Source organism: Paraburkholderia sp. SIMBA_030 (assembly GCF_046535245.1).
Lineage (GTDB): Bacteria > Pseudomonadota > Gammaproteobacteria > Burkholderiales > Burkholderiaceae > Paraburkholderia.
Window position 1 is genome coordinate 54,384 of record NZ_JAWRXB010000033.1, and the last position, 25,114, is coordinate 79,497.

A 25,114-nucleotide genomic window follows, 5' to 3' on the forward strand; every position below is an offset into this window, starting at 1 on the left:
GTTTATTGCTTCGGAGGCGTAGCAGAAGAGGGCGAATGGTCACCGGCGTCAAGCCGTTTCGCCACCTGTGCCTTCAACGCGACGTTCAGGAAGAAGGGTAAAAGGACGAGCAGTGCGACCAACACGGACCAGAACACCCTGAGGTCGTCAAGCTGCAGCCGGAGCGTGGCGACGGGCGAGCGCTTCCCGAGCGTAAGCGGTACAGCCGACTGTGCGGTCGTGTCGAAAAGCGTCGGCCCCTTGGTAAAGAGCGACCACGTGGCCGGCTGCCGCAACATGTCGATGGCGCCGGCCACCGACGCCGTGCCGTTGCCGAGCACGGCGATGAACCGTTGCACGCCGACACTGCCCGGGAGCGACACCGCTTGTCCCGGTTGCAAGGCCGGATAGACCGGCAACTGGCGACGCAAGTGCGCGGAGAGCGCAGCGTCCCGACCGAAAAAGAGATCGGCGTTCGCGCTGTCACTGGAGAACGTGAAGGTAAAGTCCGCGGGCACGCCTGTTGCCCGGACCTGGATCGCAGCGAAATTCAGGGCGGCGCGCACGAGCGCCGGGTCCTTCTGCCCCAACGAAACAGCGCGACGCGTTGGCGGCGCGTGAATGGCCGTCGCTTCATCGAGCGCGATGGCGCTGCGGGCCGGGAACACCATCGCCGTGTCCGCGAACGCTTGCGCGGCATGCACGCAATCGGCATCGGTGATGCCCGAGAGCACGACAATAACGGACTTGCCCTCGTTGGCGGCATAGAGGCCGAGAAACGGGCCCGTGATGGCGCGCGCCACCGGCGCGGGCAACAGGTCCGCGAGCGCTTTGCGTGTGCCGACGAGCAGTACATCGCCGGCGAGCGCCGCCTCGGGAGCAATCATCCACGAAGCCGGGTCGCGGTCCGGCGCGCCGGTCGCGCTTTCGCCCTGATAGGCGGCGGTCACATCGACCTGCCGCATGCGCGCTGCGACGCCTTGCACCGCGAGTGCCGCCGCCCGCAGTTGCTCCGGCGATGTCGAATCGCCTCCCAACTCGACGGTCACGGTGCGCGGCATCCATGCCCTCCGGTCGAATGCGACCGGAAGCTGCGCCAAGGTCGGCGCCGTGTCGGGACGCAGGCCGGCGAAGTCCAGCGACACGGAAGAGCGCGCGTCGTCGATGGGCGCAAGATTGGCGAGCGCGGTCTCCGCGCTGATCGCCGCCGAGCGCGGCATGAGTGCCAGCTGGATGCTGTTGGTGCCGGGCACGAAGGCATTCGGCGAGAGCGCAAGGATCTGCTCGGCCGCGTTCGCGTCGGCCTCCGCCACCTGCGCGCCATTCACCCAGACCACGTATCTGGCCCCGGCCGGCAGCGCAGCCGCTGCCGCAAGACGAAGATGCACCCCGCTCAGTGCTTCGCGAGGGGAGAGTTCGACGACGAGCGCATGAGCGGCAGCGGCTGCGTCGCCGGTTGGGCGGAGCGCGGAAAACGGCCGTGTCACCGTCTGCGCGGTTGCGGACAGCGTGGCCAGGCTCAGCAGGCACGCGGCAAGAGTGCGAACGCGCCACCTAGCCATGAAAGCCTTTGCGGCCGACGTGACGCGCATGGGCGTGGGCGCCTCTGAGCGAGATGGCGAGCATGCCCAACAGGGACTTGACGAAGTTTGCCGATGCCTCTCGCCGCTTCCACTGGCGCATCCAACGGTCGCTGTCGCCATAAGCAAGGACGACGGCAGCCCGCTCTTCTTCCGGCGACCGGGGGGCGTAGAGCGCGGCATATTCGTGTTCCGACGCATGGACGGGCGCAATGACGTGCGCGGCCAGCAGATGGTGCTGGAACCTGACTTCGAACCGATCCAGCACCATGCCGTCGGGAACGCGGACCCGCAAGCCCAGTTCATTGGCATCGAGGAGTTGTACCTCCTGTTCGCCGAACTGGCCGACGACGGTGATCGGCTCGTCGATATCGATGCGCGGCCTCGCGCGGCGCTGCGCCTTCTCGAACAGCGCACCGAGGGCGCCGAAGCTCAGAAAAAGATTGAAGGTGATCCACAGCACGGCCGCTGTCAGGACGGGTCGCGCCGCGGGTTCGTGAACCATCCGGACGATGCCCCAAACGAGGCCAATCGCACAACAGACAAACATTCCGTAGAACGGCAGACGGAATTCGCTGATGAAGTCTGTCGCGCTCAACTCTCCCTTTGGCGTGACGCTGAACGTCGGCGCGTTGGGGCGCACGAGGGCCGATACGAGGGCGGGCAGCATGTAAAACGCCTGAAGCGTTTCATAGAGTTCGGAGGAAAAGATCCGCCGGAAGCGTCCGTTCAGCCGCTCAGCCGTCAAAAGCACGACGAACAGATAGGGAAGTGTGTAGCCGACGAGGTTGTCCGTCCCGCCCGGGTACAACGGCAGCTTGAACACGATGCCGAGAATCGGCATCAGGAAAGTGACGAGGCGGGCGAACGGAAAGAACCAGAAAAGGCCGACCGAAGAATAGCAGAAGCGCTGAGCAGGCGTCAGCCCCCGAACCAGCCACGGATTCTGCTTCATGAGAATCTGCATCATGCCGACGCCCCAGCGGATGCGCTGAACCAGAAAGCCCGAAATCGTTTCAGGCTGCAGACCCGCGACCATCGGCCGGCCGAAATACACCGAACGCCAGCCTCGCTGATGCAGCTTGACGGAAGTCGAAGCGTCTTCGGTAATGGAGTCCGTCGAGAATCCGCCGACTTCCAGAATGGCGGCGCGCCGGACGACAGCGCCGGAGCCGCAGAAAAACGACGTATTCCAGGTGTCCAACCCCGGCTGAACGACACGGTAGAACAGGTCGTTCTCAGCCGGCATCTGGTTGAACAAACCGAGGTTTTTCTCGAGCGGGTCCGGGTTGGTAAAGAAATGCGGTGTCTGCACCAATGCGGCCTTCGAGTCATGCATGAAAAAGCCGACGGTGGAACGCAGGAAGTCTCGCGTCGGCACGTGATCCGCGTCCAGGATGGCGATCAGTTCGCCTGACGTGCCTTGCATCGCTGCGTTCAGATTGCCGCTCTTGGCGTGCTCGTTCGATTCGCGAGTCAGATAGATGGCGCCATGCCTTGCGCATAGCGCCTTCAACCGCTCGGCGCGTTCGGCGAGCGCCTGCCGTTGCTCGGGGTTTTTCGCGCTTCTGGATCGGGGAAAACCATCGTCGAGCACGTAGACGCGGAAGCGGCTTTTCGGATAGTCGAGTTCGACTGCGCCGCACACCGTTGGGGCAACGACCGAGAACGGCTCCGAGTAGGTCGGAATGAAGACGTCGACCATCGGAAGCGCGTCAGGATCGGAGGGCAGCGGCAGCGGCTGACGCTCCAGCGGCCGGACACTGACGAAATAGCCGAGCAGAACGACGCCCATGCAATAGAATTCGGCTGCCAGCAGTGCGGCGGCGGCGATCTTCGTGGGCAGGCCGCCATGGATCGGGAACGATTCGAAGCGCCACGCGATGTACCTGATGATGACGAAGCCGCTGAAAGCAAGCAGCAGCGGTCGGGTGGCGGGCGTCTGCACAGCGGCGAGCAACCCGAACAGCGCAATAAAAAGTAGGGCATTGGCTACGGGGTAAGGCAAGCCGACTGAAAGGACGGCCAGTACGGCAAGCCCCACCAGCAACGTGAGCGCGGTCATCCCATGGATTGTCTGCTGCATGCCTGATACCCGTATTGTTGGCGCGGCAGTGTTTCGTACGAGAAGTATCCGCTAAATCGGAATTGTGCCATTCGAATCGGGTTCGCCGATAATCGGCGAGTTTTAAGCAGTAAAAAAAGACCGCGCGCCAGGCCGGCCGCGCGGTGCAATCCTCCAGATCGGCAGAGCCGGTCCGGCTCTGCCTGCCACGCCACACCGTTACGGCGTGCGCGGAAACTCGAACGCGTCGAACAGATCGCCGATTGCGGGCGAATTGACCGGCACATACGGATGCGTCTGCAACTGGATCGGATTCGGCAGATTATCGCGGCTTCTGTGCGTGATTGGCTTCAGATGCCAGTTGCGTTCGATGAACTTCAGGATCGACGCGTGATCCGAGTACTGGTGCACGACACGGCCGCCGCGCGAGTATGGCGACACGACGATCATCGGAATACGCGGGCCGTCGCCGAAGAAATCCACCGGCTGGATGTAGCCTGAGTCGTAGTAGCCGCCGCCTTCGTCGGTCGTGACCAGGATCGCCGTCGAAGCCCATAGGCTCGGGTCGCGCTGCACCTTGTCGACCAGCTTGTGCACGAACGATTCAAAGAGCCCGAACTTCGACGACTCCGGGTGCCCGTCGAGCAGACCGCCCGGCTTCACGAACGAAACCGCCGGCAGCGTGCCGTTCGCAATGTCCGCGTACAGATCCGTCGTGTCCTGCAGATGCGAACTGACGAGCGCGGGGTTCGTCATGATCGCGGTTTCATACAGGAACGGGTTGCAGATATTGCAGTAGACACTAGTGGCCGGCGTTTTCACAAACGTATTCCAGCCTTCGCCGTAATACTTCCACGTGATGTTCTTCTCGATCAGCGTATCGGCGATCGTGCGCACCGGCGACGGCGGGATCGTGAACGTACTCGTATTGACCGTGCCGTCCCCGTTGTAGCCGGGGTTGTAGTTGTTCAGCAGGTAATACGTGTTCGGCTCGCACTTCGCGTCCGGCTTGTACGGCAGACGGTCCAGATAGTGGCGCAGCGTGCCGGCGCCGGGCTGATGACTGTCCGAGCAGTTGGTATACGAACCACCCGAATAGCCGTCCTGCGTGTAATAGTTGTTGGTGCCCGGCTGCGGCAGCGGATTCTCGATCTGATCGGCGGGCGGTTTCGTGGCATTGCCGTTGCCGTCCGTGTAGTAGAGCGCGTCAGCCGTGCCGATCATGATGCTGTTCGCGCCCGTGCCACCCATCACCGGCTGGTGATAGTTGTCGCTAATCGTGAATTGGCGCGCAAGATGTGTGAAATACGGCATGTCGCCGGTATTCACGTTGTAATAGCCGAGCGCGGTCGCGCCTTCGCCAGTGGTCTCGTCGTTGAAATTCGCGGGCTGCGGCTTGCCGTTCGAACCGGCTCCAATCGAGGTCTCAACCCACGCGAACAGGTCCATCTGGCAACCGCTCGGATTATCGAGCGTGGCGTGCTCGAGGCTGCAATCGGCCTGTTGCCAATTCTGGTAGAAGCGGTGTACCGGGCTGTTGATGTACTGATCGTAGTCGGGACCGACGCGCGAAATCTGATACGGTCCGTTCGGCAGGTTATACGTGTTCGAACCGAAGCGCGTATCGACGCTATGCTGCGGCACGCCGCTCGCACCGGTGGTCAGATGCACGACGTCCCACGGCTCGATCATGGTGCCCTCGGCGGCCTGCGCTGCGGCGAGCGTCGCGAACGGCGGTGGATTGGTATCGCTCGGCGTGCTTGCCGTACCGCCGGTATTCGGTGCCGGGAGCACCGTATAGGGCTGTTTGCCGCCTGGCGCCATATCGAAGCGCTTCGGATCCGTGGCACTGGCCGTGTATTGCGCGGCTAGCGCGAAGTTAGGTCCTGGGCGGCCATCGGCCGTGATGATGCCCTTCGACAGCAGGTTCGCCACCGTCTGACCTTGGCGCGGCGTGTAAGCGCCGAATACGTGATCGAACGTGCGGTTCTCGCCGACCACCACGATGACATGCTTGATCGGCGACGCGGTGTTCACCGCGGCTGCTGCCGCTGCTGCGGCCTGCTGGCTTTGTGCGACTGTCGGCCAGATAGCCGCGGCAAGCGCGAAGGAAACGACGCTGCAAAGCAGGCCGCCTCTAAATGCGGGTGTACTAATTACATTGGCAATTTTCTTCACGAACGCCTCCATGACGTTACCCGGATGAGCAAACGGTAATGTGGCGTGTGGTAACGACGAGCAGCGCTCTGCGTGGAGACGCCGCCTATCTCTTACAAAGCATTACGACGGAGAGAAATTATAGGTTGGCAATGACGATATGGAGACAAAAAAAGTCGATGGCATGTGAATTTTCTAACAAATAACTTTCAATGCGATCTGTATTGCATAATTCGCCCGCTGCACTGAATTTGACGACAACGATGTGCTTGCAACAAAGGCCGCGAGCGCATTATTTCCATTGCCGTTATTTCGGCGCTTTAACACGAATGCATGAAAAAAAATATCGAAAAATTGCGCAAAAAAATGCGCGATCTTCACAAGATCAGGGAACAGCTAAAGCCATAGCGTTATACACAACTCAGCCGAGCCCTTCGCGGAAGTCGGGTTCGGTTCGTTTTCCACGAGCGCTCGCGCTGCGCGGGTTGCCGCCGTTGCCGAGATCGCCGAGGATCTGGTCGTACGTGCGGTTTTCCTTGACGATGTAGATCACGTGCTTGATGTGGTTGTGCAGGAAGCCCATCACTTCGTTGTCCTGGTGCCAACACCGCCCGGCGTGCCCTCGTTGCCGGAGAAGAACGGGCGCAGATCGTGCTCGTAACGCACCGAGCTGGACGCGGTATCGATCACGCTGATCGAATCGTTGTAGCTATTGGCCACGACGAGCGTCTTGCCGTCGGCCGAAAGCGCGAGACCGCCCGCGTTCGGCTGCACGCCGATCCCCACGCCCTTGCCATTATGGCCGAGCGTGATCGTGGCCGACTGTACCCATGCGCCGCCGTGTTGGGTGTAAACCTGGACAACGTCATCCTTGCCGCCCGTTGCATACAGCGTGTTGCCGTCGTGCGAGAACACCAGGCCCACGAATGCGTTCGTCTGCTGGATCACCTGCTGGAGTTGCGGCCGGGTCTTGTTCGCGCCCGACACGTCGTACAGGAAGATGTACTGCGTCGAGTTGGCCGTGTCGACCGAACCGTCCGCGTTATACAGCGAGTTCTGGCCCGCGGTGATGATCGCGAGCGTCTTGCCGTTCGGGCTCAACTGCGAACGCACGGCTTCGCCAGCCACGAAATTCGGATGGGCCGGCAGGCCTGGATTCAGATATTGCTGGACCGCGCCGTGCACGACCAACGGCGTGATCGACTGACCGCTGGGCACGCGTGCGGTGTCGACGGCGCTGAGGTTGTCAGCGTGAGACTGCGCTGCGAGCAGCACGGCCGACATGATGACGCCGAGCCGGAGCCCGGTCACGATATTGCGGGTTTTTATTTTCATAGGATTCCTCATTACGCAATAGCCATGCCGGACCGGCGACAGATCTGGCATGACAGGCATGACCCGGCGCCGCTGCGTCGCCATACGCTGTGGAGATGTGCCGGAATGTAATTTCTGGATATGTCGAACAGGGCCGTCGAGCGAACTTCTCATCGGCCAGTGGGACTTGGCTAACAAAGCGGTATTAAGTCACCGCCGAATGTCAATAGGATGACGTGTTCCAAGCAGGATTCGATGATTACATATTGTTACAACAGCGATTGTCATATGGCACACGGTCGCTCGCAGTCGTGACGCAACTGGCCGCTCACGGCTATAGAGCCGTCGTACAGCGAGGGCGATCTTTCGCAACTGCGCGCCTTTGTGGACCAGACGTTCAGCAACAGCTAAGCGACGGCCGCGTTGCGCGAGCCGCGCGGCCTGCGGGCTTCAGGGTCCGTCACATCCCGACTGCGCTGAGGTTTTGCCCTGCCCTCCATCTGTCGTGCATCCTTCGGTTGCAGTTAGGCGATAGATGGCAATTTTCTCGGTAAAGCGATAAGTGACATTTTGGGTCAACTATTGGTTAAATGGCCACACCCGCACACACCTGAACCCCGCATAAACATACTGATAGTGCGGCTGAAACCAGTTGCGGAAAGTCGGCCGCAGCATGCATCGCGCAGTGCGCGCCGAGCCGCCTTTGAGCACGTAATGCTGCCCGTCGAAGAAATTGGCGGAATAGCCGGGATAAAACGGAAACGCTTCGAAGCCCGGCAGTGCGTCGAATACCGTCGAAGTCCACTCCCAGCCGTTGCCGAACTGACCTTCGACACCGAACGCGCTCACGTTATCCGGATACGCGCCGATCGGCTGCGGGTTCCAGCTTTGGAAATCGAAATTGCCCGACGCAGTGTGCGGCGTGCCGTGTGCCGCGCGTTGCCATTGCGCCTCCGTGGGGAGTGTCTTGCCGGCCCAGCGTGCGTAAGCGCTGGCTTCGGCGTGGCTGACGTACACGGGCCAATCGAGCGGCAGGGGCACCTCATCGAACATCGTGCGTAATGTCCATGCGCCGTCCTTGCCGCGCTCGTGGTCGTCACTGCGCTGCGACCAGCCGGCGGGGTGTTCGATCCGCTCGGCTTCCTTCCACGCCCAATCCTTGTCCGACCACCACTTCGGCTCACGATAGCCGCCCGCCTCGATGAACTGGCGAAACGCGCCGTTCGTCACCATGTGGCGATCGATCTCGAAGGCGGGCACATCGACGCGCAATTCACCGAACTCGTTGTCCCAACCGAAGCGGCCGCTTTCGCGCGCCATGCCGAGTACCGTCGACCCGGCCGGCACCTTGACCATCGATGCATTGATCGCGACGCGCTCGACGCGCGTTGTCACCGGTTCGCGTAAGTCGTCGATCTTTTGCGCGAGCGGCAACTGATGCAGCATGTACGCGAGCGTTTCGGCATGCATCAGCCGATGCTCGATCGCAACGTTCAGCAACTGCTCGGCCGCACCGCCTTGCGTACCATCGTGGCCGATACGAGCCGAGTTGCTCAGCGCACCGAGCGCACGGTCGATCTGCTCACGGGCGCGCAGCCCATAGCCGCGCACGACGTCGAACGACGGCCAGTCGGCTGGTTGATCGGTGGGAAACCCGCCGTCGACGGGATCGATACCGAACGCGAAGAGTTGGTCGAGCTGCGGATCGAACGCGGGCAGGTCGCACAGACGCTGATCCAGCAGGTTGCGGTCGAAGGCTTCCAGATGGCCGATGTAAAACACGATCCGGTGACGCTCGCGGATCGGCCGGTCATACAGAAACTCGGGTTTGACGATGGAGAACAGTGCGTCGGTGACGTGACGCGCGTCGATCAGACGCTGGACGAGCGGGTGATGCGGGGCGGGGTCGCGATTCATTTCGCCAAGCCTCCTTGCGGGGGGACGGACTAAAGACTGTACCCGCTCGCAGGAGCCATGCCAAGGCGAAAGCGCACCGAAAAGAGGTAGACGGGGGACGTGGCTGCGCGGGCCCGGTCCTGCGCGCCCGGCTTAAAGCTGCCGCAAGCCTTCGAGATCGACGATCCGGATGTGCTTGCCTTGCGTGTCGATCAGTCCGCGTTTTTGAAATCTCGACAGGGTGCGACTGACGGTTTCGAGTGTCATGCCGAGGTAGCTGCCCATGTCTTCGCGCGTCATGCGCAGGTTGAATTCCGCCGACGAATAGCCGCGTTGCGCGTTGCGCTCGGATACGTCGAGCAGGAATGCCGCGACCCGTTCGTCCGCCGACAACGAGCCGAGCACCATCATTTGCGCGGCTTCGCGGACGATCTGTTCGCCCAGCAGTTTGTGCAGCCGTTCCTGCATCGAACCGATTTCGCGGCACAACGTTTTGAGCGCCGTGTAGGGGATGATGCAAACGGTGCTGTCTTCGAGCGCCAGGGCGCTGCACGCGTGCACGTCTTCGCTGATGCCGTCGAGGCCGAGCGCTTCGCCGGCGAGGCGCAGGCCGGTAACCTGCTCCCGGCCGTCACGGTGCGCCATGACGGTTTTCATCGAACCGGACCGCACGGCGTAAAGATTGTCGAACGGGTCGCCGCTGCGGTACAACGCTTCGCCGCGCTGCACGGAGCGCGCTGTGCAAATCAACGCTTCGAGTTTCGGCATGTCGTCTGGAGACAGGCCTTGCGGCATGCAGAGCTGACGCATCGAACAGTTCGAACAGCGCGCGGCGCTGCGCCCGCTCGCCCGCAACGGCGCAGCACGACCGCGGCCGCGCACGGATGGAGGAACAGCGGAATCGGCGGTAACAGCGATAGGATTAAGCATGTTTAGCAGCCATTTATCGGGGTAATGGCTGATTGTCCCACCGCGTGCGGCCCGCGTTTCGCGGCAAAATGACGCGTTCGCGCAGCGAGGCTGCTTGCGCGATGTCACGCTTCCGCGTGTGGTGATGTACTGCTATGCGTCCGGTTGAGCGCCGGCTTCGCTGCTCTTGCCCGCAGCGGAGGGGATCAGCAGCACCGGCAAGCTGGCCTGGCGCACGCAGCGCTCGGCGACGCTGCCGAGAATCAGGCGCTGAAAACCGCGCCGGCCGTGCGTGCCCATCACCAGCAGGTCGGCGTTGAAAGCGGCAGCGGCTTTCAGCACCACGGTGGACACGTCGTCGAGCGACGATGCTTCGCCTACCGCGAGCTCGCCTTTTACGCCCTGATCGCGCATGGCCTGCGCGAATTCCGCGCCGAGTTCCTTGCCTTGCTCGACCAGCCGGTTGCGGAGAATCGAAGGATCGTAGCCAGGCGCTTCGAAATACATCGGCGTGTTTTCGACGACGTAGAACGGCTGCAGAACAGCGCCCGTGGATTTGGCGAGCGCCAGTGCTGCCTCGAACGCGCGGCGCGAGGTATCGCTGCCATCGACCGCTACAAGGATGCGTGCGTACATATCAACTCCGCGTCTGAAGGATTCGGGTGCCGCGGCCATTGCGCACGACCGCGGTCATTGACGATTTGTTACCTACGCAAGCTTAAATGATCGCTGAAACAGGCGCACCTCGGGCAGGATGTAAATCAAACACTTGTCAAATTGTGCTGCTTCGATGGATCGCGTGACAAGTACCGCGCAGCAAGCGTTTCCGGCCTGCGCGTCAACCTGAAACGCCTGCGCGAACCAGGATAGCCCCCGGGTTTGCCTTACAATCAAAGCCTATTCAGACAAGCTGGCTCAGCATCGCCGATGAACGAGCGCAAAACGACGGCCTTGCCCGACAAGATCTACGGCGACATCCTCAATCGGATTCTCGAAGGCGAGTACAAGGAAGGCGACCGGCTGCCTACCGAGCATGCGCTAGCCGAGCGCTTCGAGACCTCGCGGCCGACCGTGCGCGAGGCGCTGGCGCGACTGCGGGCGGACGGCATCGTCATGACCCGGCACGGTTCCGGCACCACGGTCGCGCGGCGGCCCGATCCGGACGTGCGCCGCTTCGCGCCGCTCGAAACGCTGTCCGACATCCGCCGCTGCTATGAATTTCGCATCGTGACCGAAGCGGGCGCCGCCGAACAGGCCGCGCTCAAAGCCGATGCCGACGACATCTCCTCGATCGAGCGCGCGTGGGATGAACTGGAGCGCATCATCGAAACCCAGGGTATCGGTGCAAAAGACGATTTCATGTTCCATCTGGCGGTGGCGCGCGCGTCGAAGAATCCGTTTTTTATCACGGTCATGTCGTTCATCGAAGAACAGATCCTGTTCAGCATGAATTTGTCGCGCAATCTGTCGCTGGTGAAGACCGTCGAACGGCAGCGGCTCGTGCAGGCCGAGCATCTGGCGGTGCTTGAAGCGATCCGTCGGAAGGACGGTCCGGCCGCCGGTCAGGCGATGCGAGCGCACCTCGAAAATGCGCTCGACCGGATGTTCGGCTCCTGAACTTCGCCACGCGCCGGCACTGGGCCGCCGCAGCCGCGCTCCGGTGTCGGCCCGGGCTTCTTGCGGCTACGCGGCCACGGCCATCGGCCCGAACAGGGCAGTGCGGGTTTTCGGGCTGACCGCGATATCCAGCGCCACGGCGCGCTCCACGCCGATCTGCAACGGCGAGCCGAGTCGGCTGATCTCGATGCCGGTTTTGCGCAGCAACCGCTCGATCGGGGTGGTGGTGACCGTGACGTAGTGCGTGATGCCCATCCGGTCGGCGAACGTCACGAGTTCGTGAATCGCCTGCATCGTGAGGTCGGCAAAACCGAACGACTGTTCCTCACCGCCGGTTTCGATCGCAAACCGGCTCAATTCCCAGATATGCCGCCCGACCGGCGCCGCCGCGCCATGCAGCAGCTGCGGGAACGTGTCCTTCAGCATGTTCGGGCCCTCGGTCGGCATCAGGCGCCAACAGCCGCGCACGTGGTGATCGTCGCCCTGAATCAGCATGTAGTGCGGCCCGAGCGCGTCGTAGCCGTCGATTTCCATGCCCGCGATGGTCGGGATGTCCCACCCGAGCCGCCCGTGGAATACCCGGGCCCGCAGGCGGTACATCTCGTTAATGTCCGCGTTGTCGAATTCCTGCCGCATTCCAATCCGGATCGCTGTTTGCATGACGTTCTCCTGAACGTGTTGGGTTACCCAATACGCAAGAAAACTTATGCATTTTGAATCGTTCTGCCACCTACCTACCTGGATAGGTGTGCATGCTTATCGGGTAAAGCAAAATCGAGATAAGCATCAGCCATCAACCGACAGGACACGACATGGAACTTCTCGACAATCACTGGCAACCGCAACCCGGCATCCAACCCCGCCCTGCGGAACCGTCGTCGGCGGTGGATCGCGTTCTGATCATTGCCTACCGCAAGAAGAAAAAAGAGAGCCAGCGCCGCTTCTGGGCGCGCTTCGGCGTGACGCAATCGCGTGGCAGCCGGTTCGAATCGGGCGCCGAAATCCCGGCACCGGTGGCGATCCTGCTGGGCCTTTACTTCACCAAGACCGTTTCCGACGCCGATCTCGGCCGGGCCGAGCGGGTGCTGTACAGCCGCGACGCCGCCTGGCTCAACCCGGGTCAATGAGTCCAAGCTGCGCGGCGATGACGGCCGCCGCGCGCCGCGAATTCACACCGAATTTCGTCCTGATGTTTTTCATGTGGAAGTTCACGACGGCTTCCGAGCAACTCAGGATATGGGAAATTTCCCATGTGGATTTGCCGCGCGCGGTCCATTTCAGACATTCGCGTTCGCGCGGCGTGAGCTTGGGCAATAAGGTCTGAGTGTGCGTATTCAGATGGCGCTGACTGGTGTCGATCACCAGATCGCGCATTAGCACGAGATTCGGCAGGGCTACGTCGACATGGCGCCAGAATGCCTCGGTCGGATTGCTGTCGTTGACGAAGCACATCATGCCGGCCTGCTGGTTCGGGCCATGGATCGGCAACGTCACCCCGGCGCGCAAGCCGTGCGAGCGGGCTTCCTCATACATCGATTGCTGCGGGGCGGTCGTAAAGATGTCCGGCGACCAGATCAGCGGCGTCGCGCGCGTCGCGCAATGCGCGACAGTCGGGTCGATGTGCACGAGCCCCTGCTCGTCATAGGTGCGGCGCCACGTCGGCGCATAGGTGCTGCGCACGTAGGCGTCTTCGAGACGAATGGTCGGGCGCGGCAGCATGGCGATCAAGATCCGATCGAAGCCCCATGTCTCGGCAAGCCCTGCGATGGCACCGAACCATTCCGCTTCATCTGCGGCGTTCAGTAGCGGAGCCATCTGCTCGATAAAGTGTAGCGGCAATTTAACTCTCTCAGATCGCAAACTACCCGTTGCGGTTAATTGCGGTACGGCCTTCCGTCCGGCTGTTTTATTGCCACAATCTAACACTAAAAATTACTTTGTAAATCCGGTCTTTATTTCGAAAGAAATGGCAGCGGCGCGGGTTGTGCGAAGGAACACACGATTTGCTCTTTATATCGGATTTTTTCGGTTCCGTTGCTATAAACACAGGGATATAGCGGTTAATTTTTCGCGGCTTCGTGCCCTGCCGATTTCGATTGACGGATACATTTTCAATCGCACGGACAATCGCTGCACTTACGGGAATTCGGAAAAAAAGACCTTAATTCGACTTGGTCGGAAATTAATGCTGGATTCAAAGCGGGCCGTAAACGTTTTCGAAGTTGTTTGATACCTATCCGCGCCCGGTGCTACCTTAAACGTCGAATCCCGTTCCCGTTTGAGGCGTCTTGAACGATTCTCCGATTCTCGACAGCGAGTTCGCCGCTGCGGTCATGGCGGTGCCGTCGCTCGCACGCCGCGCCGATTACTCGCCGCGAGGTCGTCTGCGGCGCATTGACAGCGCATTTGCCTCGCTCAACGAGCGGCGCTTCAAGCGGCTTTCGCCTACAACCTTCAATCACCCAAAGCACAAGCATGAGCGATAACAGCCGACGCTATCCCGATCCCGCCATTCATATCCTCGATCCGCGCTTCAAGGCGCTGACCCTCGCGTCCGCTTCAGTCGAATGTCTGTATCAGGGCGCACGCTGGTCGGAAGGGCCGGTCTGGTTCGGCGATGGCCGCTATCTGCTGTGGAGCGACATTCCCAATGACCGCATCCTGCGCTGGGATGAACCGGGCGGCACGGTCACGACGTTTCGTCAGTCGTCGAACAATGCGAACGGCAACACGCGCGATCGCGCGGGGCGCCTCGTCACATGCGAGCACTTGACACGGCGCGTGACACGCACCGAATACGACGGCTCGATTACGGTGCTCGCCGATCGTTATCGCGGCAAGCGCTTCAATTCGCCGAATGACGTGATCGTGAAATCGGACGGCTCGATCTGGTTCAGCGATCCGACCTTCGGCATCGACAGCTTCTACGAGGGCGAGCGGCAGGAGTCGGAACTGGCCGCATGCGTCTATCGTATCGATGGGCAAACCGGCGAAGTCACGGTGGTCGCCGACGACGTGCTCGGACCGAACGGACTCGCGTTTTCGCCGGACGAGTCCGTGCTGTACGTGGTCGAATCGCGGGGCGAGCCGCGCAAGATTCGCGCGTTCGACGTCGGCGGCAATGGCAGCGCGCTCTCGAACAACCGCGTGCTGATCGACGCCGGGCCGGGCACGCCGGACGGGTTTCGCGTCGATATTCACGGCAATCTGTGGTGCGGCTGGGGCATGGGCCACGATGAACTCGACGGTGTGCGCGTCTTCACGCCGCAAGGCGAGTTGATCGGCCACATTGCCTTGCCGGAGCGTTGCGCGAACGTCTGTTTCGGCGGGCGGCATCGCGACCGGCTGTTCATGGCGGCAAGCCATGGCTTGTATTCGCTTTATGTGAACACGCAGGGGATGCAGGGCGGGTGAACACCAGGTCGAGTTCGAGGTTGCCTGACAAGTTCTCATTCAAGTCGCCATCCGGCTTCGGGTTTGCCCTTGGTCAGGCCAAGAAAATCATTGAAAGATAAAGACTTGCGGCATATATAGCCGATTTTCCGAGCCGCACCGTCCAACCATTAATTTGCTTGACATCGGCAGTTGAGCTTCGCTATGTTGCGTTGATATAAAGACACCGCCAGCACCGCATTCGACCGGCGGACATCCATACGAAGAAGCGAGGAGACGCAATGACTGTTTCTGGCAGATTGACGCTCAGGCTGGTGTCCGTATGTCTCTCGGCGAGCGCCGCCTTTGCATCTGCCGCGCACGCGGCGGATCCGGTAACGCTGAACATCGTCGACGTCGCCGGCGATCTTCAGCTCACGCAAAAGGGCTTCGAGGCGTTCAAGGCGAAGTATCCGAACCTTATCGCTAACCTCACGTTCACGAACGCGCCGGCGCCGCAACTGCCCGGCAAGATCAAGGCGATGCAGGCTGCGGGCCGCTCCGACATCGACCTCGTGCTGACCGGCACCGACGCACTGGCCGCCGGCATCGAACAGAACCTATGGATGAAGTTGCTGCCGGACAATGCGGCGGCATTCCCCGGCGTGCTCGACAGATACGCGCCGGGTCCGCGCAAGATGCAGGATCTCGCGCAAGGCTTCGGGCTCGAAGTCGCGTATATGCCGGCCGGCCCGCTGATCGAATACAACCCCGCCAAAGTCAGCAATCCGCCCAAGACGCCCGAGCAATTGCTGCAGTGGTGCAAGGCGCATCCGGACAAGCTGATCTACGCCCGCCCGGCGAATTCGGGGCCGGGCCGCACGTTCCTGATGGGGCTGCCATACGTGCTCGGCGATAAAGATCCGCAAGACCCGATTCACGGTTGGGACAAGACGTGGGCTTTCCTCAAGCAACTGAACGATTGCATTCCTTACTATCCGGGCGGCACCTCGGCGGTGATGAAAGAACTCGGCGAGGGCACGCGCGACATGACCGTGACGGTGACCGGCTGGGACATCAATCCGCGCGCGCTCGGCATCGTGCCGGAGGAATTCCGCGTACAGGCATTCGACAACATGACGTGGGTGAACGACGCGCACTACATGGTGATTCCAAAGGGCGTGCCGAAGGAAAAGCTCGATGTGCTCTACAAGCTGATGAACTTCATGCTCGAACCGGCACAGCAGGCGATGACCTATGACGATGGTTACTTCTATCCCGGTCCCGCGATCAAGGGCGTGAGCGTCGAACAGGCGCCGGCGCACAGCCAGGATGTGCTGAAGAAGTACGGGCGGCCTGAGTACGCGAAGCTGCTGGCCGAGCGTCCGCATGTATTGCCGCTGAACGCGACCGCGATGGTCGCGGCTTTCAGGAAGTGGGACAGCGAAGTCGGCGCGCAGAAGACCCGGTAGTCGGCCACGTAGTCCGGTGAGGCCGTCGCGATTCGCGCGTCGTCCGTATCAGGAAACCGCCATGAAGCACCACTTTGAGCAGTTGCGGCTCGACTCGGTGAGCCGCAGTTTCACGAATGCGGAAGGCCATGCGATCGCGGCGTTGCAGGGGCTCGATCTGAATATCCGGCGCGGCGAATTCATCGCGTTGCTGGGACCGTCGGGCTGCGGCAAATCGACGGCGCTCAATTGCATCGCCGGTTTGCAGCCGTTGAGCGGGGGCGGCATCTGGCTCGACGACACACGCATCGACGTGCTGCCGCCGGAAAAGCGCGGCTTCGGCATGGTGTTCCAGAACTATGCGTTGTTTCCGCACATGACGGTGCTCGACAACGTCGGCTTCGGTTTGAAGATGCGCGGGGTCGGCAGGAGCGAAGCCGTGCGGCGTGCACGTGAGGCGTTGCAGCTCGTACAACTGGTCGGGCATGAACGCAAGCTGCCCGGCCAGCTTTCGGGCGGGCAGCAGCAGCGCGTCGCGATCGCGCGGGCCATCGTGATCGAACCGCCGCTGATCCTGATGGACGAACCGCTGTCGAATCTCGATACGAAACTGCGCATCGAAATGCGCGCCGAGATTCGCCGCATCCATAGCCAGCTTGAGCGCGCGACCCTCTATGTGACGCACGATCAGGACGAAGCGTTGTCGATGGCGGACCGCATCGTCGTGATGAAAGAGGGCGTCGTGCAGCAGATCGCGACGCCGAAAGCGGTCTATACGCGGCCGCAGAACCTGCACGTCGCGCGCTTCATGGGCTATCGCAATGTGGTCGAATTCACGCTCGAAGGCATGCAGGGCGAAGGCGTTGCGGTAAGCGCGAACGGCGTGCGTCTGATCGGCACCCCCATGGCCGGGTTCAACAGCAAGCGCGTGAGCGTCGCGCTGCGTCCCGAGGATATGGAACGTGCCGAACCGGATGCGGAAAACGCGTTCGACGCGTTGGTGAGCACGGTCGAATATGGCGGGCACGATTCGCTATTGCGCGTGAAGACGGCATTCGGCGAGTTGTGGGCGCGTATCGCGGGCGAGTTCGAGCAAGGCGAGCGAATCAGCTTGCGCGTGGCGCCGTCACGCACGCTCGTCTATGACGAAGACGCGCCATGAACACAGGCACGCTGTCACCGCCACTTGCGCCGCGCGACACCAAAGCGTGGCTGGTCGCGCCGGCTTTGATCTTCATCGTCGCGTTGTTCATCTATCCGTTTGCGTATGGGCTGGTGCTGTCGTTCCGGCCGATGAACGGCGGTGGCCTGTGGGCCAACTATCTGGCGTTCTTCACCGATACGTCGATGTGGCCGACCATCATCGTCACGTTGAAGCTCGCGGTGCCCGCGACGCTCGTCAATGTCGGCGTGTCGGTGCCGGTGGCGTTCGCGCTGCGCCGCAATTCACCCTGGCAGAAATTCGTCACGACGCTGCTGGTGATTCCGGTCACGCTCGGCACTGTGCTGATCGCCGACGGCATGCTCACGTACTTCGGTCCGAACGGCTGGTTTCCGCAAGCCTTGCAAGGCCTGCATCTCTATACGGATGAAGTGCGTCTCACGCATAACTTCTGGGGCGTGCTGATCTCGCTGATCGTGTCGGGTTTTCCGTTTGCGTTTCTGTTGACGCTGTCGTATGTAACGGGCATCGATCCGACGCTCGCGAGCGCCGCGGCGACGCTCGGCGCGAGTCCGTGGCAGCAGTTTCGCCGCATCTATCTGCCGCTGCTGGCGCCGGGTTTGACGATGGCCGCGTGCCTGTCGTTCGTGCAGGCGTTCTCGGTGTTTCCATCGGCGGTGCTGCTCGGTGCGCCCGCCGGCCCGACGCGCGTGATGTCGATCGCCGCGGCTGAAGCCGCGTTCGAGAGCTACGACTATTCGCTTGCGTCCGCGATCGCGATGGTGATGGGCTTCGTGCAATTGGTGGTGGTCGCCGCGATGCTCGGCGCGCGCCGCTTTTTCTACAGCGGTCCGGTGACGGGAGGAAAAGGCTGATGGCAACCGATCGTCATGCGGCACATCCTTCGTGGACCGCGTCATCGTCAAACGGCGATGACGGCGCCCGGCAGCCCAGCAAGCGCATCAAACAACGCGGCAGTTTGCCGGTCCGCGCGTGGCAGGTGCTGGTGTGGGGCGCGATGGTGTTTTTCCTCGTCAACGTGGTGCTGCTGATCGCGACGGTCGCGGTCAACTCGGTGGCGACGCGCTGGTTCGGCACCTTGTTGCCGCAAGGCTTCACGCTGCATTGGTATGCGCAGGCGTGGCGCGACTTCCAGTTGGCGAGCGTGTTGTGGGTCACGGTCGAAGTGGTCGGCGCGGTGGTGCTGTTCTCGGTCCTGCTCGGCGTACCCGCGGCCTATGCGCTTGCGCGCGTGCAATTTCCGGGCAAGCGCACGGCAATGCTGATTTTCCTGCTGCCGTTGATGGTGCCGCCCGTCACGTACGGCATTCCAATGGCGACCGTGATGTACAAGATCGGTCTGGCGGGGACGCTCGGCGGCGTGATTCTCGCGAATCTCGTGCCCGCACTGCCGTTCGTGATTCTGGTGATGACGCCGTTCATCGAACAGATCGATCCGAATCTCGAAGCGGCGGCGCGCATTTTCGGCGCCAACACCTTCCGCTATTTCCGCTACGTGCTGCTGCCTTTGCTGGTGCCCGGCATGCTGGCGGCCGGCCTGCTCGTGCTGGTGCGCACCATCGGCATGTTCGAACTGACATTTTTCACGGCCGGCCCCGCGACGCAAACATTGGTGGTCGCGTTGTACTACGCGGTATTTTCAACCGGCGTGCGCGCACCGCAGTCGATCGACGCGATGGCGATGATCTACATGGCGATCACGCTGATCTGGGTGCTGATCGCGCTGCAATTCGTCAGTCCGACGCAGATCGTGTCGCGTGTGAAGGAACAGAAGCGCTGACGCGTCGCGCCGGAGATTCACCGAGTTTGACGAGGACCGTTGAGAACCACGAAAGGGGAGGCGTCTCAACGAATTGGTCAGCACGGCGGCCGACATGGGGCGGAGTGGACTCGACTTCATTTCCCCGTGGGCGAGGTCGACGTGCCAATCGCCGCGAGACCAAAAAGAAAAGTAGCAACAGTAATTTTCGTAATCGTGATTTGCCAGCCCTTAACGCTGCAGTTATTTTGAGCAGGACTCGACCTGCAGGTACGGGCGATGGATCACATGCAAACGCCCTCGGTATAATTTTCTGTTCAATGAAGTCGTTCAACCAGTGCCGATGTGCTGACACGTAACTAGCTTCATATGATTGAGCGAAGGTGGCTGCCCGCGTATCATCCACGTGGGCAATCAGCCACCACGGCGACAGGCTGCTTCACCGCCGCTCGCTTGATCCTGATGGGTGTCTGGCGCGATCCGTCGCAGCCATGAATCGAAGAAACGGGCGCGATCAGCTACTGCGAGCGGATATTGAAATACGAAACCGGCTGCTTGCGCAGTCGTGGTGTTGTTTGCTCACTTGACACCGGCCCGCTAATGGGTGTCGCCCCAATCGTCGAACGCCTCCCCGATGATCGTATGCGCTTCGTCAATAAAAAGCAGGATAGGAGTGCTTCATGGTTCGGTTACCGTGTAGCACATGATTCGGGGCCGACCCGTGCTGTTATTCATGGGTTTCTGCCGCCTCACGCGAAACGGTATGCCATTGCCGGAACTTGGGGTCAAACAGCATCAGTTCTTCGCCTGGCCGACTCTCCGGTCGCGTAATAACACGAGCGGAACGAACCGCCTGATCGACCAGTTCCCGGTGCCGCTCCAGCTCCTGCATCTGCATCCGCGCCGCCCTGGACGTTTCATGCGATACCGTCTCGCGCCATGCGAACAGTCCGGCCTGCTCGTGCAGCCGGTCCACTACCTCCAGCGACCCGGCATCCACCTCGAACGTGAACGGTCCCTCACCCTCGACGCTTTTACGCAAGGAGCGGAAGTACCGGCACGGCGTGCCGCTCGGACGCAGCAGCATCCGTCCTGACTGGCCCACCCACGCGAGATGCAGAAACGCCATCAGCAAACCCGGTTCCCGCAGAAACCAGGTCTCATGCGCAGCCCACGCCTCGGTGACGTAATACCGCATGTCGGGTCTCGCCCGCAGCAAGCCTTCAATGTGCGCGTCAACCGGCGACTGGAAACATACCAGCGCCTTCCCTTCGGGCAGCACTTCCAGGGCGAAGTCCAGCACTCCCGGTTCGCGCTCGATCTTGAGTAGCCAGGTTTTCGGGGCTGTAAAGAAACGGTGCATAAGCGTCATCGCCGGTCACACCAGACTCGAAATCAGGCGGCAGCCGCACATCCCCCGGTGGCCCTGGCGCGCGACCGGAATGCCTCCGTCCATCATCGATTCATCGCCCTCCAGGATCAGGTTGGGCTTTACGTCAGGGTGCTGCGGACACGTCACCTCGTCGCCCTTGCGGGCCACACGCCGGTCGCCGTAACGCATGGTCTCGGAGGCGGTGATGACTTCACCGCCGTGGTCGGTGGTGTCACCGAGACGGATTAGATTAATCGTGAATTAGTGACTATTGGTGAAAAAATTTATATATAAATTTCGGATATCTCGAACGACGAAATACAAAAATTTCGTCGCAGTATCCAATAAATATCCGCCATGGACATTTTGAAAATCTCCGCTCCGTCCCAGCCCATCAAAATTAAAGCTTACGCAGAAGTATTTTTTATTATTTTCCCTTGCGATGCTCCATTGCGCCAACGTTGGGTTGATTGCGCTATGTTTGATGCCGCGATTATTGCCAAATGGCACGGCCTTGGATAATCGGTAAAGCTTGCCCAAGTAGATCAATGCTTGGTCCTCTTTACTCTCAGCGTAACCAACATCGGAACCACGATATTCGAACATATAGAGCGCATGAAAGCCATCGACGTATTTATCGTCTTGCGTAATTTCGCCCGTATTGAGGCTTTGAATCGTGACAGAGGGAGCGATAGCTTGCGCCTGAAGGCAACTTTTCACTATAGTTTCGTCTGGCTGAGCAGCACAGCTCGCGCCAGACACGATGAGGCCCATCAGCGCAGCGAAGGCTACTCTTTTCATTTGTATTGGGCTAGGTCGTCTAGCGCCGCACTGGGGTGGATGCGAGCACATGAATCAGTCGCACGCACCTTCGACTATCGCGCGCTTCTTGTCACAGTTCAGCACGTGGTCGAGCGTCGAAATGTTCGACACAGTGTTCTTGTTGTCGAGACACGTCAGTTTCAGGCCGCGCTTGTTTGCTTCCGAACTCACCAGCAGCGAGCGGGTTGTGACTCCAACGTCTTCGCCACCTTCAGTTGTCTCTGATATCTCATATCGATAGTTCGCGTTGTTGAAGCCGACCACGAATGTACTCAGATCGGGGCGGGAATATTCGTCGTAACCGAACTGCGCCTGCGAATTCTCCCGGCTCTTCGGGAACGTCAGTTCGACTTTGTTCGGTAGGCCGTAGCGGTATTGCAAAAAACCTTTCTTATCAGTTAGATCCTTCGACGAGCACATGGAAACGATTTTGTGATTTTCCTTGAGTTCGCAGTTGAACACGATCGTTTCGTTCGCGCTGCACAGCCCGGCGGCATGCGCTGTATCTATCACTGCGAGCGCGGCCAACATGGACGCGATTTTGTACTTCAGCATTGATTACCTCGATTAATTATCGTGATCGTTGTCAAAGGTGTCCGTCCAGTACATATCCTCGGCAAGAAATCCGGTCGAATCACCGTTCAGCCGACCTGCGCGGGTGATTTCCTCGCCCGCCACTTTCACCGTCTTGACCTTGCCCTTATGGGTCGTCTGATAGTTTTTGATTTCGCTCTTTGAGATTGAAACGACCGCCGTTTTTTCATCGGCCTCCGATTCGAAGGGTACCTTCAATCCCTTCTTCTTTGCCGCTTCGAGCAGCAGTTGTGGATTTACACCACGTACTCTACACGCCACCGCGAAGGCGATGCCGAGTCCAGAACGTACGTTGTTCGTCTTGCAAAAGGGCAAGGTGGGATTTAGGTAGTTTTCGACGGCGTAGATTAGTTGCGCTTCTTGGAAATCGGTCACCTGTGCCGCGTCCTTGAAACGCTCCTTCCACGTACCTTCCCAGAGGTCCTGCTTGATACCGCCGACGGTAAGGGCGATTGGCTGAACTCGCTTACCTCGAATCTCACCACTTACCGGCAGCTTGTTCGCGGACGCCTTCGCTTTGATATCTGTTCCCTGCTTGGTGTTCGCGACCGCATGCCAGTGATCGAGGCCGGAAACGTAATCGACGCCGGGCACAGGGATTCCGCCAGTCGTTAGCGTGAGTAGTTCTTGCCAGTTGTCGCCGAAGACGTCGACAAATTTTTGGTGATTCTTCTCGTTGCACTTCTGTAGCACACCGCCAAGCGCGCCGCCATCTTGCGTGAACTGGATCACGCCATATGACAGGCCGATGTGGACGATGCGCGAATAGCTGGTTTCGATACCCTTGTGTCCATTCTTGCGTCCAACAAACTCTTCATCGGTGTTTTCCGCGCCGAACGGATCATTCCCGCTTTCGCACATTGCTACGGCGGCAATAATCTTGAGGCGTTCGTTCCGATCCAGAACAGCGCCCTTGAATTCGACGATATGAGGCTTCTTGCTCAGCCTGTTTATCAGCATCTGATGGTCGTTGGCATCATTCTTGTTTTTCTTCTTTGGGGGCGAGTTCGAAGCCTCTGTCGGCGAGGTGGTCGATGCAGCCCCTCCCGTCGCGGGTTTCGGTTCAACCTTCGGCGTCAGCGGAACGTTATCGTGATGTTGTACCTCTGTTTCTTCTCCAGCCTTTCTGAGCTTTGCTATTAGCTCGTCAGCGAGAACGGCCCTGCAGATATATCCAGTCTCGTATTCAAGCGCGGGTCCCGACAGATCGTTATCTGCATTCCCATCGTCGGGGCTGACGTGCGGCCTTGTGAAAGGCGGAAAGGTATTATCGTTTCCCTGTGGAATTCCATAATCCGGAAGCGAGGTATTTTCGATCATATGTTCTTTCCGCTTAGTTTTTTCAGAATTTCGATACGCAGGATATCGGCCTCATCGCTGATAGCCAGGTTGGCTACTCCGTCGCGATCGGTCTTTCCTTCCAAGGTTTGCCCGCTTTTCAAATGAACTCGAATCGGCCTGTGAGGAATTGAATATCCCCGATTGTCTACAACCCAAACGGGACGATCGAAGAGATGTTCAAAGGCGGTAGGCAGAACCGGTATGGGCATGCGCATCGAATCCGGTCCCGTCACATCCCAGTCGGCGCCCTTTTCCAGGATTGGCCCAGGCGAGCCGTTAATGATGCCGCTGCCGTTGATCTGGATGTACGAGCCACCCGCGCCGATCCACACTTCCTTTGCCGCCGTGATGATGACTTTCCCGTCCGTGCTGCTGACGGTAATGTCCTTCAGCGCAGCAAGCGCCATCTCGTCAGTCTGCGCCTGCATGTCAATCCGGCCTCTGGCCGACATGAATTTCATGCCGTCCTGGTAGGCGAACAGCGAGATCGAGCCTCGCACCGAGGCGTGATACGAGCGCCCCGCCGACAGGCTGTAGTCACGGCCTGCCGTGATCGCGTGGTCGTTCACGCTGGCCTGGTGCGTGCTGTCCGCGGCTGTTGTCGCCAGTCCTGCTGCGCTCGCCAGCAGCAGATCCGGGCGGGTCATTTCTGGCGACGGATTGTCATGGGTTTGCGCGCCACCCCTGACTGCATCGTTCTGCGTCTTGATGGTTTGCGTTGCATCGCGCTGGCTCGCCTGTGCATCCTGCGCCTTGTGCTGTTGCGCAAGTTGCGACAGGTTTTCATGCTGCTTGCGCGCCTGCGTCAGACGCTGCACCGTCTCACCCATGTCCTTGACGGGTGCCGTTGCACCCGCGCGCTTTTCCGTGGTGAGCAGCATGCCGCGTCCAGCGCGCATCACCGCCTCTGCATCGGTCGCGAGTTCAACGCCCTCACCGCGCGCTTCCTTGCGCCCCTCGTTGCCCGCAATCCGCGTGTTGTAACCGAGTACCAGCCGCGACTGCGCGTAATCGCTCGTCACTTGCACCTGAAGCTGGCCCTTCGTGTCGTCCGCCACGACGCTGTTGGACATCGCGCCGTCGAGTTCCTTCGTGCGCGTGCCCGACAGCGCCTGGTTGCCCGGCAGCATCCACGGCGGCTGGTTGAACTGGTTCACCATGCGGTCGGACACATACGGTTTGTCGGGGTCGTCGTCGTGATAGCTGACCGTGATCTCCTGGCCGATTCTCGGCAGGTAGATCGTGCCGAATCCGTTACCCTGCCACGGCGAGGACACGCGAAGCCAGATGCTGGAATTCTGGTCGTTGTTGCCCAGCCGGTCCCACGCAAACTGGACCTTGACCCGCGCATAGCCGTCAACCCACATGGGCTGGTCGCCAGGTCCAACTACAACGGCCGTCTCGCCGGCGCACCGCGGTTTCCTGGCCTTTGGCCGGTTCTTGAAAAACGTGTTGGCGGGCTGCAGCACGAAGTCCGTTTCACACTGGTATTGCGCACCGGCGCCGGCCGGGCGGCTGGCCTCGTCGACATTGCGGATATCGACCGTGGTGGACACCACCAGGTATTCGGCGTTCGCCTGTCTGACCGGATGGTTTTCGAGGTGGAAGGTGCACCCGGTCGCGAGTCCCCGCAGGTTGCCCTTGCCGCGTGCGCGCAGGCTGCGGCATCGCTCGGCATCGAGGCGCACGCGCGCCAGGCATTC

At 60.6% G+C, this 25,114-nt stretch carries 24 protein-coding genes; 8 read left to right on the forward strand and 16 right to left on the reverse strand.

Annotated features, from left to right (window positions below; all coding sequences use genetic code 11):
- Positions 1-2 precede the first annotated feature (2 nt).
- The 8 genes from SB772_RS37115 to SB772_RS37150 all read right to left on the reverse strand — a co-directional run bounded on the left by SB772_RS37115 (position 3) and on the right by SB772_RS37150 (position 10,536).
- Entirely contained in the window at positions 3-1,571 is a 1,569-nt protein-coding gene (locus SB772_RS37115) for a hypothetical protein (protein WP_410838090.1), read from the reverse strand.
- The gene (gene bcsA, locus SB772_RS37120; RefSeq protein ID WP_410838091.1) at positions 1,534-3,645 is read right to left on the reverse strand and encodes a UDP-forming cellulose synthase catalytic subunit; all 2,112 of its coding nucleotides are present in this window, start codon (positions 3,643-3,645) and stop codon (positions 1,534-1,536) included. The genes SB772_RS37115 and bcsA overlap by 38 nt, the downstream gene beginning before the upstream one ends.
- A gap of 198 nt (positions 3,646-3,843) precedes the next feature.
- Positions 3,844-5,814 carry an alkaline phosphatase family protein gene (locus SB772_RS37125; RefSeq protein ID WP_410838092.1) on the reverse strand — a complete coding sequence of 657 codons (1,971 nt, stop codon included), beginning with the start codon at positions 5,812-5,814 and terminating at the stop codon, positions 3,844-3,846.
- Between the two features lie 388 nt (positions 5,815-6,202).
- Positions 6,203-6,367 carry a hypothetical protein gene (locus SB772_RS37130; protein WP_410838093.1) on the reverse strand — a complete coding sequence of 55 codons (165 nt, stop codon included), beginning with the start codon at positions 6,365-6,367 and terminating at the stop codon, positions 6,203-6,205.
- Positions 6,364-7,116 (reverse strand): beta-propeller fold lactonase family protein, encoded by a 753-nt coding sequence (locus SB772_RS37135; RefSeq protein ID WP_410838094.1) that lies wholly within the window; start codon positions 7,114-7,116, stop codon positions 6,364-6,366. Before SB772_RS37135 ends, SB772_RS37130 begins: the two co-directional genes overlap by 4 nt.
- A gap of 558 nt (positions 7,117-7,674) precedes the next feature.
- Entirely contained in the window at positions 7,675-9,012 is a 1,338-nt protein-coding gene (locus SB772_RS37140) for an SUMF1/EgtB/PvdO family nonheme iron enzyme (RefSeq protein WP_410838095.1), read from the reverse strand.
- A 132-nt stretch (positions 9,013-9,144) separates the two neighbouring features.
- A complete protein-coding gene (gene fnr / locus SB772_RS37145; protein WP_410838096.1) occupies positions 9,145-9,921 on the reverse strand; it encodes a fumarate/nitrate reduction transcriptional regulator Fnr in 777 nt (258 codons plus the stop codon).
- 132 nt (positions 9,922-10,053) lie between these two features.
- Positions 10,054-10,536 carry a universal stress protein gene (locus tag SB772_RS37150; protein ID WP_410838097.1) on the reverse strand — a complete coding sequence of 161 codons (483 nt, stop codon included), beginning with the start codon at positions 10,534-10,536 and terminating at the stop codon, positions 10,054-10,056.
- A gap of 291 nt (positions 10,537-10,827) precedes the next feature.
- On the opposite strand from SB772_RS37150, the gene SB772_RS37155 reads away from it, so the two are divergent.
- A complete protein-coding gene (locus tag SB772_RS37155) occupies positions 10,828-11,517 on the forward strand; it encodes a FadR/GntR family transcriptional regulator (protein ID WP_410838098.1) in 690 nt (229 codons plus the stop codon).
- A gap of 66 nt (positions 11,518-11,583) precedes the next feature.
- Here SB772_RS37155 and SB772_RS37160 read toward each other — a convergent pair whose 3' ends face one another.
- Positions 11,584-12,177 (reverse strand): acyl-homoserine-lactone synthase, encoded by a 594-nt coding sequence (locus SB772_RS37160; protein WP_410838099.1) that lies wholly within the window; start codon positions 12,175-12,177, stop codon positions 11,584-11,586.
- A gap of 152 nt (positions 12,178-12,329) precedes the next feature.
- Between SB772_RS37160 and SB772_RS37165 the strand changes: the two genes are divergently transcribed.
- A complete protein-coding gene (locus SB772_RS37165; protein ID WP_410838100.1) occupies positions 12,330-12,644 on the forward strand; it encodes an XRE family transcriptional regulator in 315 nt (104 codons plus the stop codon).
- Here the strand turns inward: SB772_RS37165 and SB772_RS37170 are convergent.
- Positions 12,628-13,332, reverse strand: a complete 705-nt coding sequence (locus SB772_RS37170) for a helix-turn-helix transcriptional regulator (RefSeq protein WP_410838101.1) — start codon at positions 13,330-13,332, stop codon at positions 12,628-12,630. The genes SB772_RS37165 and SB772_RS37170 overlap by 17 nt on opposite strands.
- A 473-nt stretch (positions 13,333-13,805) precedes the next feature.
- Between SB772_RS37170 and SB772_RS37175 the strand changes: the two genes are divergently transcribed.
- From SB772_RS37175 to SB772_RS37200, 6 genes are all read left to right on the forward strand, one after another.
- Positions 13,806-14,003, forward strand: coding sequence for a hypothetical protein (locus tag SB772_RS37175; RefSeq protein ID WP_410838102.1), 198 nt, complete (start codon positions 13,806-13,808; stop codon positions 14,001-14,003).
- A complete protein-coding gene (locus tag SB772_RS37180; RefSeq protein ID WP_410838103.1) occupies positions 13,993-14,931 on the forward strand; it encodes an SMP-30/gluconolactonase/LRE family protein in 939 nt (312 codons plus the stop codon). The genes SB772_RS37175 and SB772_RS37180 overlap by 11 nt, the downstream gene beginning before the upstream one ends.
- Before the next feature lie 260 nt (positions 14,932-15,191).
- Positions 15,192-16,361: an extracellular solute-binding protein gene (locus tag SB772_RS37185; RefSeq protein WP_410838104.1), complete on the forward strand. Its 1,170-nt coding sequence runs from the start codon at positions 15,192-15,194 to the stop codon at positions 16,359-16,361.
- A 61-nt stretch (positions 16,362-16,422) separates the two neighbouring features.
- The gene (locus SB772_RS37190) at positions 16,423-17,502 is read left to right on the forward strand and encodes an ABC transporter ATP-binding protein (protein WP_410838105.1); all 1,080 of its coding nucleotides are present in this window, start codon (positions 16,423-16,425) and stop codon (positions 17,500-17,502) included.
- On the forward strand, positions 17,499-18,377 hold the full coding sequence (locus tag SB772_RS37195) for an ABC transporter permease (protein WP_410838106.1): 879 nt from the start codon (positions 17,499-17,501) through the stop codon (positions 18,375-18,377). Before SB772_RS37190 ends, SB772_RS37195 begins: the two co-directional genes overlap by 4 nt.
- A complete protein-coding gene (locus tag SB772_RS37200) occupies positions 18,377-19,303 on the forward strand; it encodes an ABC transporter permease (protein WP_410838107.1) in 927 nt (308 codons plus the stop codon). Before SB772_RS37195 ends, SB772_RS37200 begins: the two co-directional genes overlap by 1 nt.
- Before the next feature lie 706 nt (positions 19,304-20,009).
- Here the strand turns inward: SB772_RS37200 and SB772_RS37205 are convergent.
- From SB772_RS37205 to SB772_RS37230, 6 genes are all read right to left on the reverse strand, one after another.
- A complete protein-coding gene (locus SB772_RS37205; protein WP_410838108.1) occupies positions 20,010-20,645 on the reverse strand; it encodes a hypothetical protein in 636 nt (211 codons plus the stop codon).
- A gap of 15 nt (positions 20,646-20,660) precedes the next feature.
- Positions 20,661-20,909, reverse strand: a complete 249-nt coding sequence (locus SB772_RS37210) for a PAAR domain-containing protein (protein ID WP_410838116.1) — start codon at positions 20,907-20,909, stop codon at positions 20,661-20,663.
- A gap of 6 nt (positions 20,910-20,915) precedes the next feature.
- A complete protein-coding gene (locus tag SB772_RS37215) occupies positions 20,916-21,455 on the reverse strand; it encodes a hypothetical protein (RefSeq protein ID WP_410838109.1) in 540 nt (179 codons plus the stop codon).
- A 54-nt stretch (positions 21,456-21,509) separates the two neighbouring features.
- Positions 21,510-22,031 carry a hypothetical protein gene (locus SB772_RS37220; protein ID WP_410838110.1) on the reverse strand — a complete coding sequence of 174 codons (522 nt, stop codon included), beginning with the start codon at positions 22,029-22,031 and terminating at the stop codon, positions 21,510-21,512.
- A 12-nt stretch (positions 22,032-22,043) separates the two neighbouring features.
- Positions 22,044-23,390 carry a hypothetical protein gene (locus SB772_RS37225; RefSeq protein WP_410838111.1) on the reverse strand — a complete coding sequence of 449 codons (1,347 nt, stop codon included), beginning with the start codon at positions 23,388-23,390 and terminating at the stop codon, positions 22,044-22,046.
- The coding region (locus SB772_RS37230) for a type VI secretion system Vgr family protein (protein ID WP_410838112.1) at positions 23,387-25,114 on the reverse strand (1,728 nt) is incomplete at its 5' end. The genes SB772_RS37225 and SB772_RS37230, both read right to left, overlap by 4 nt.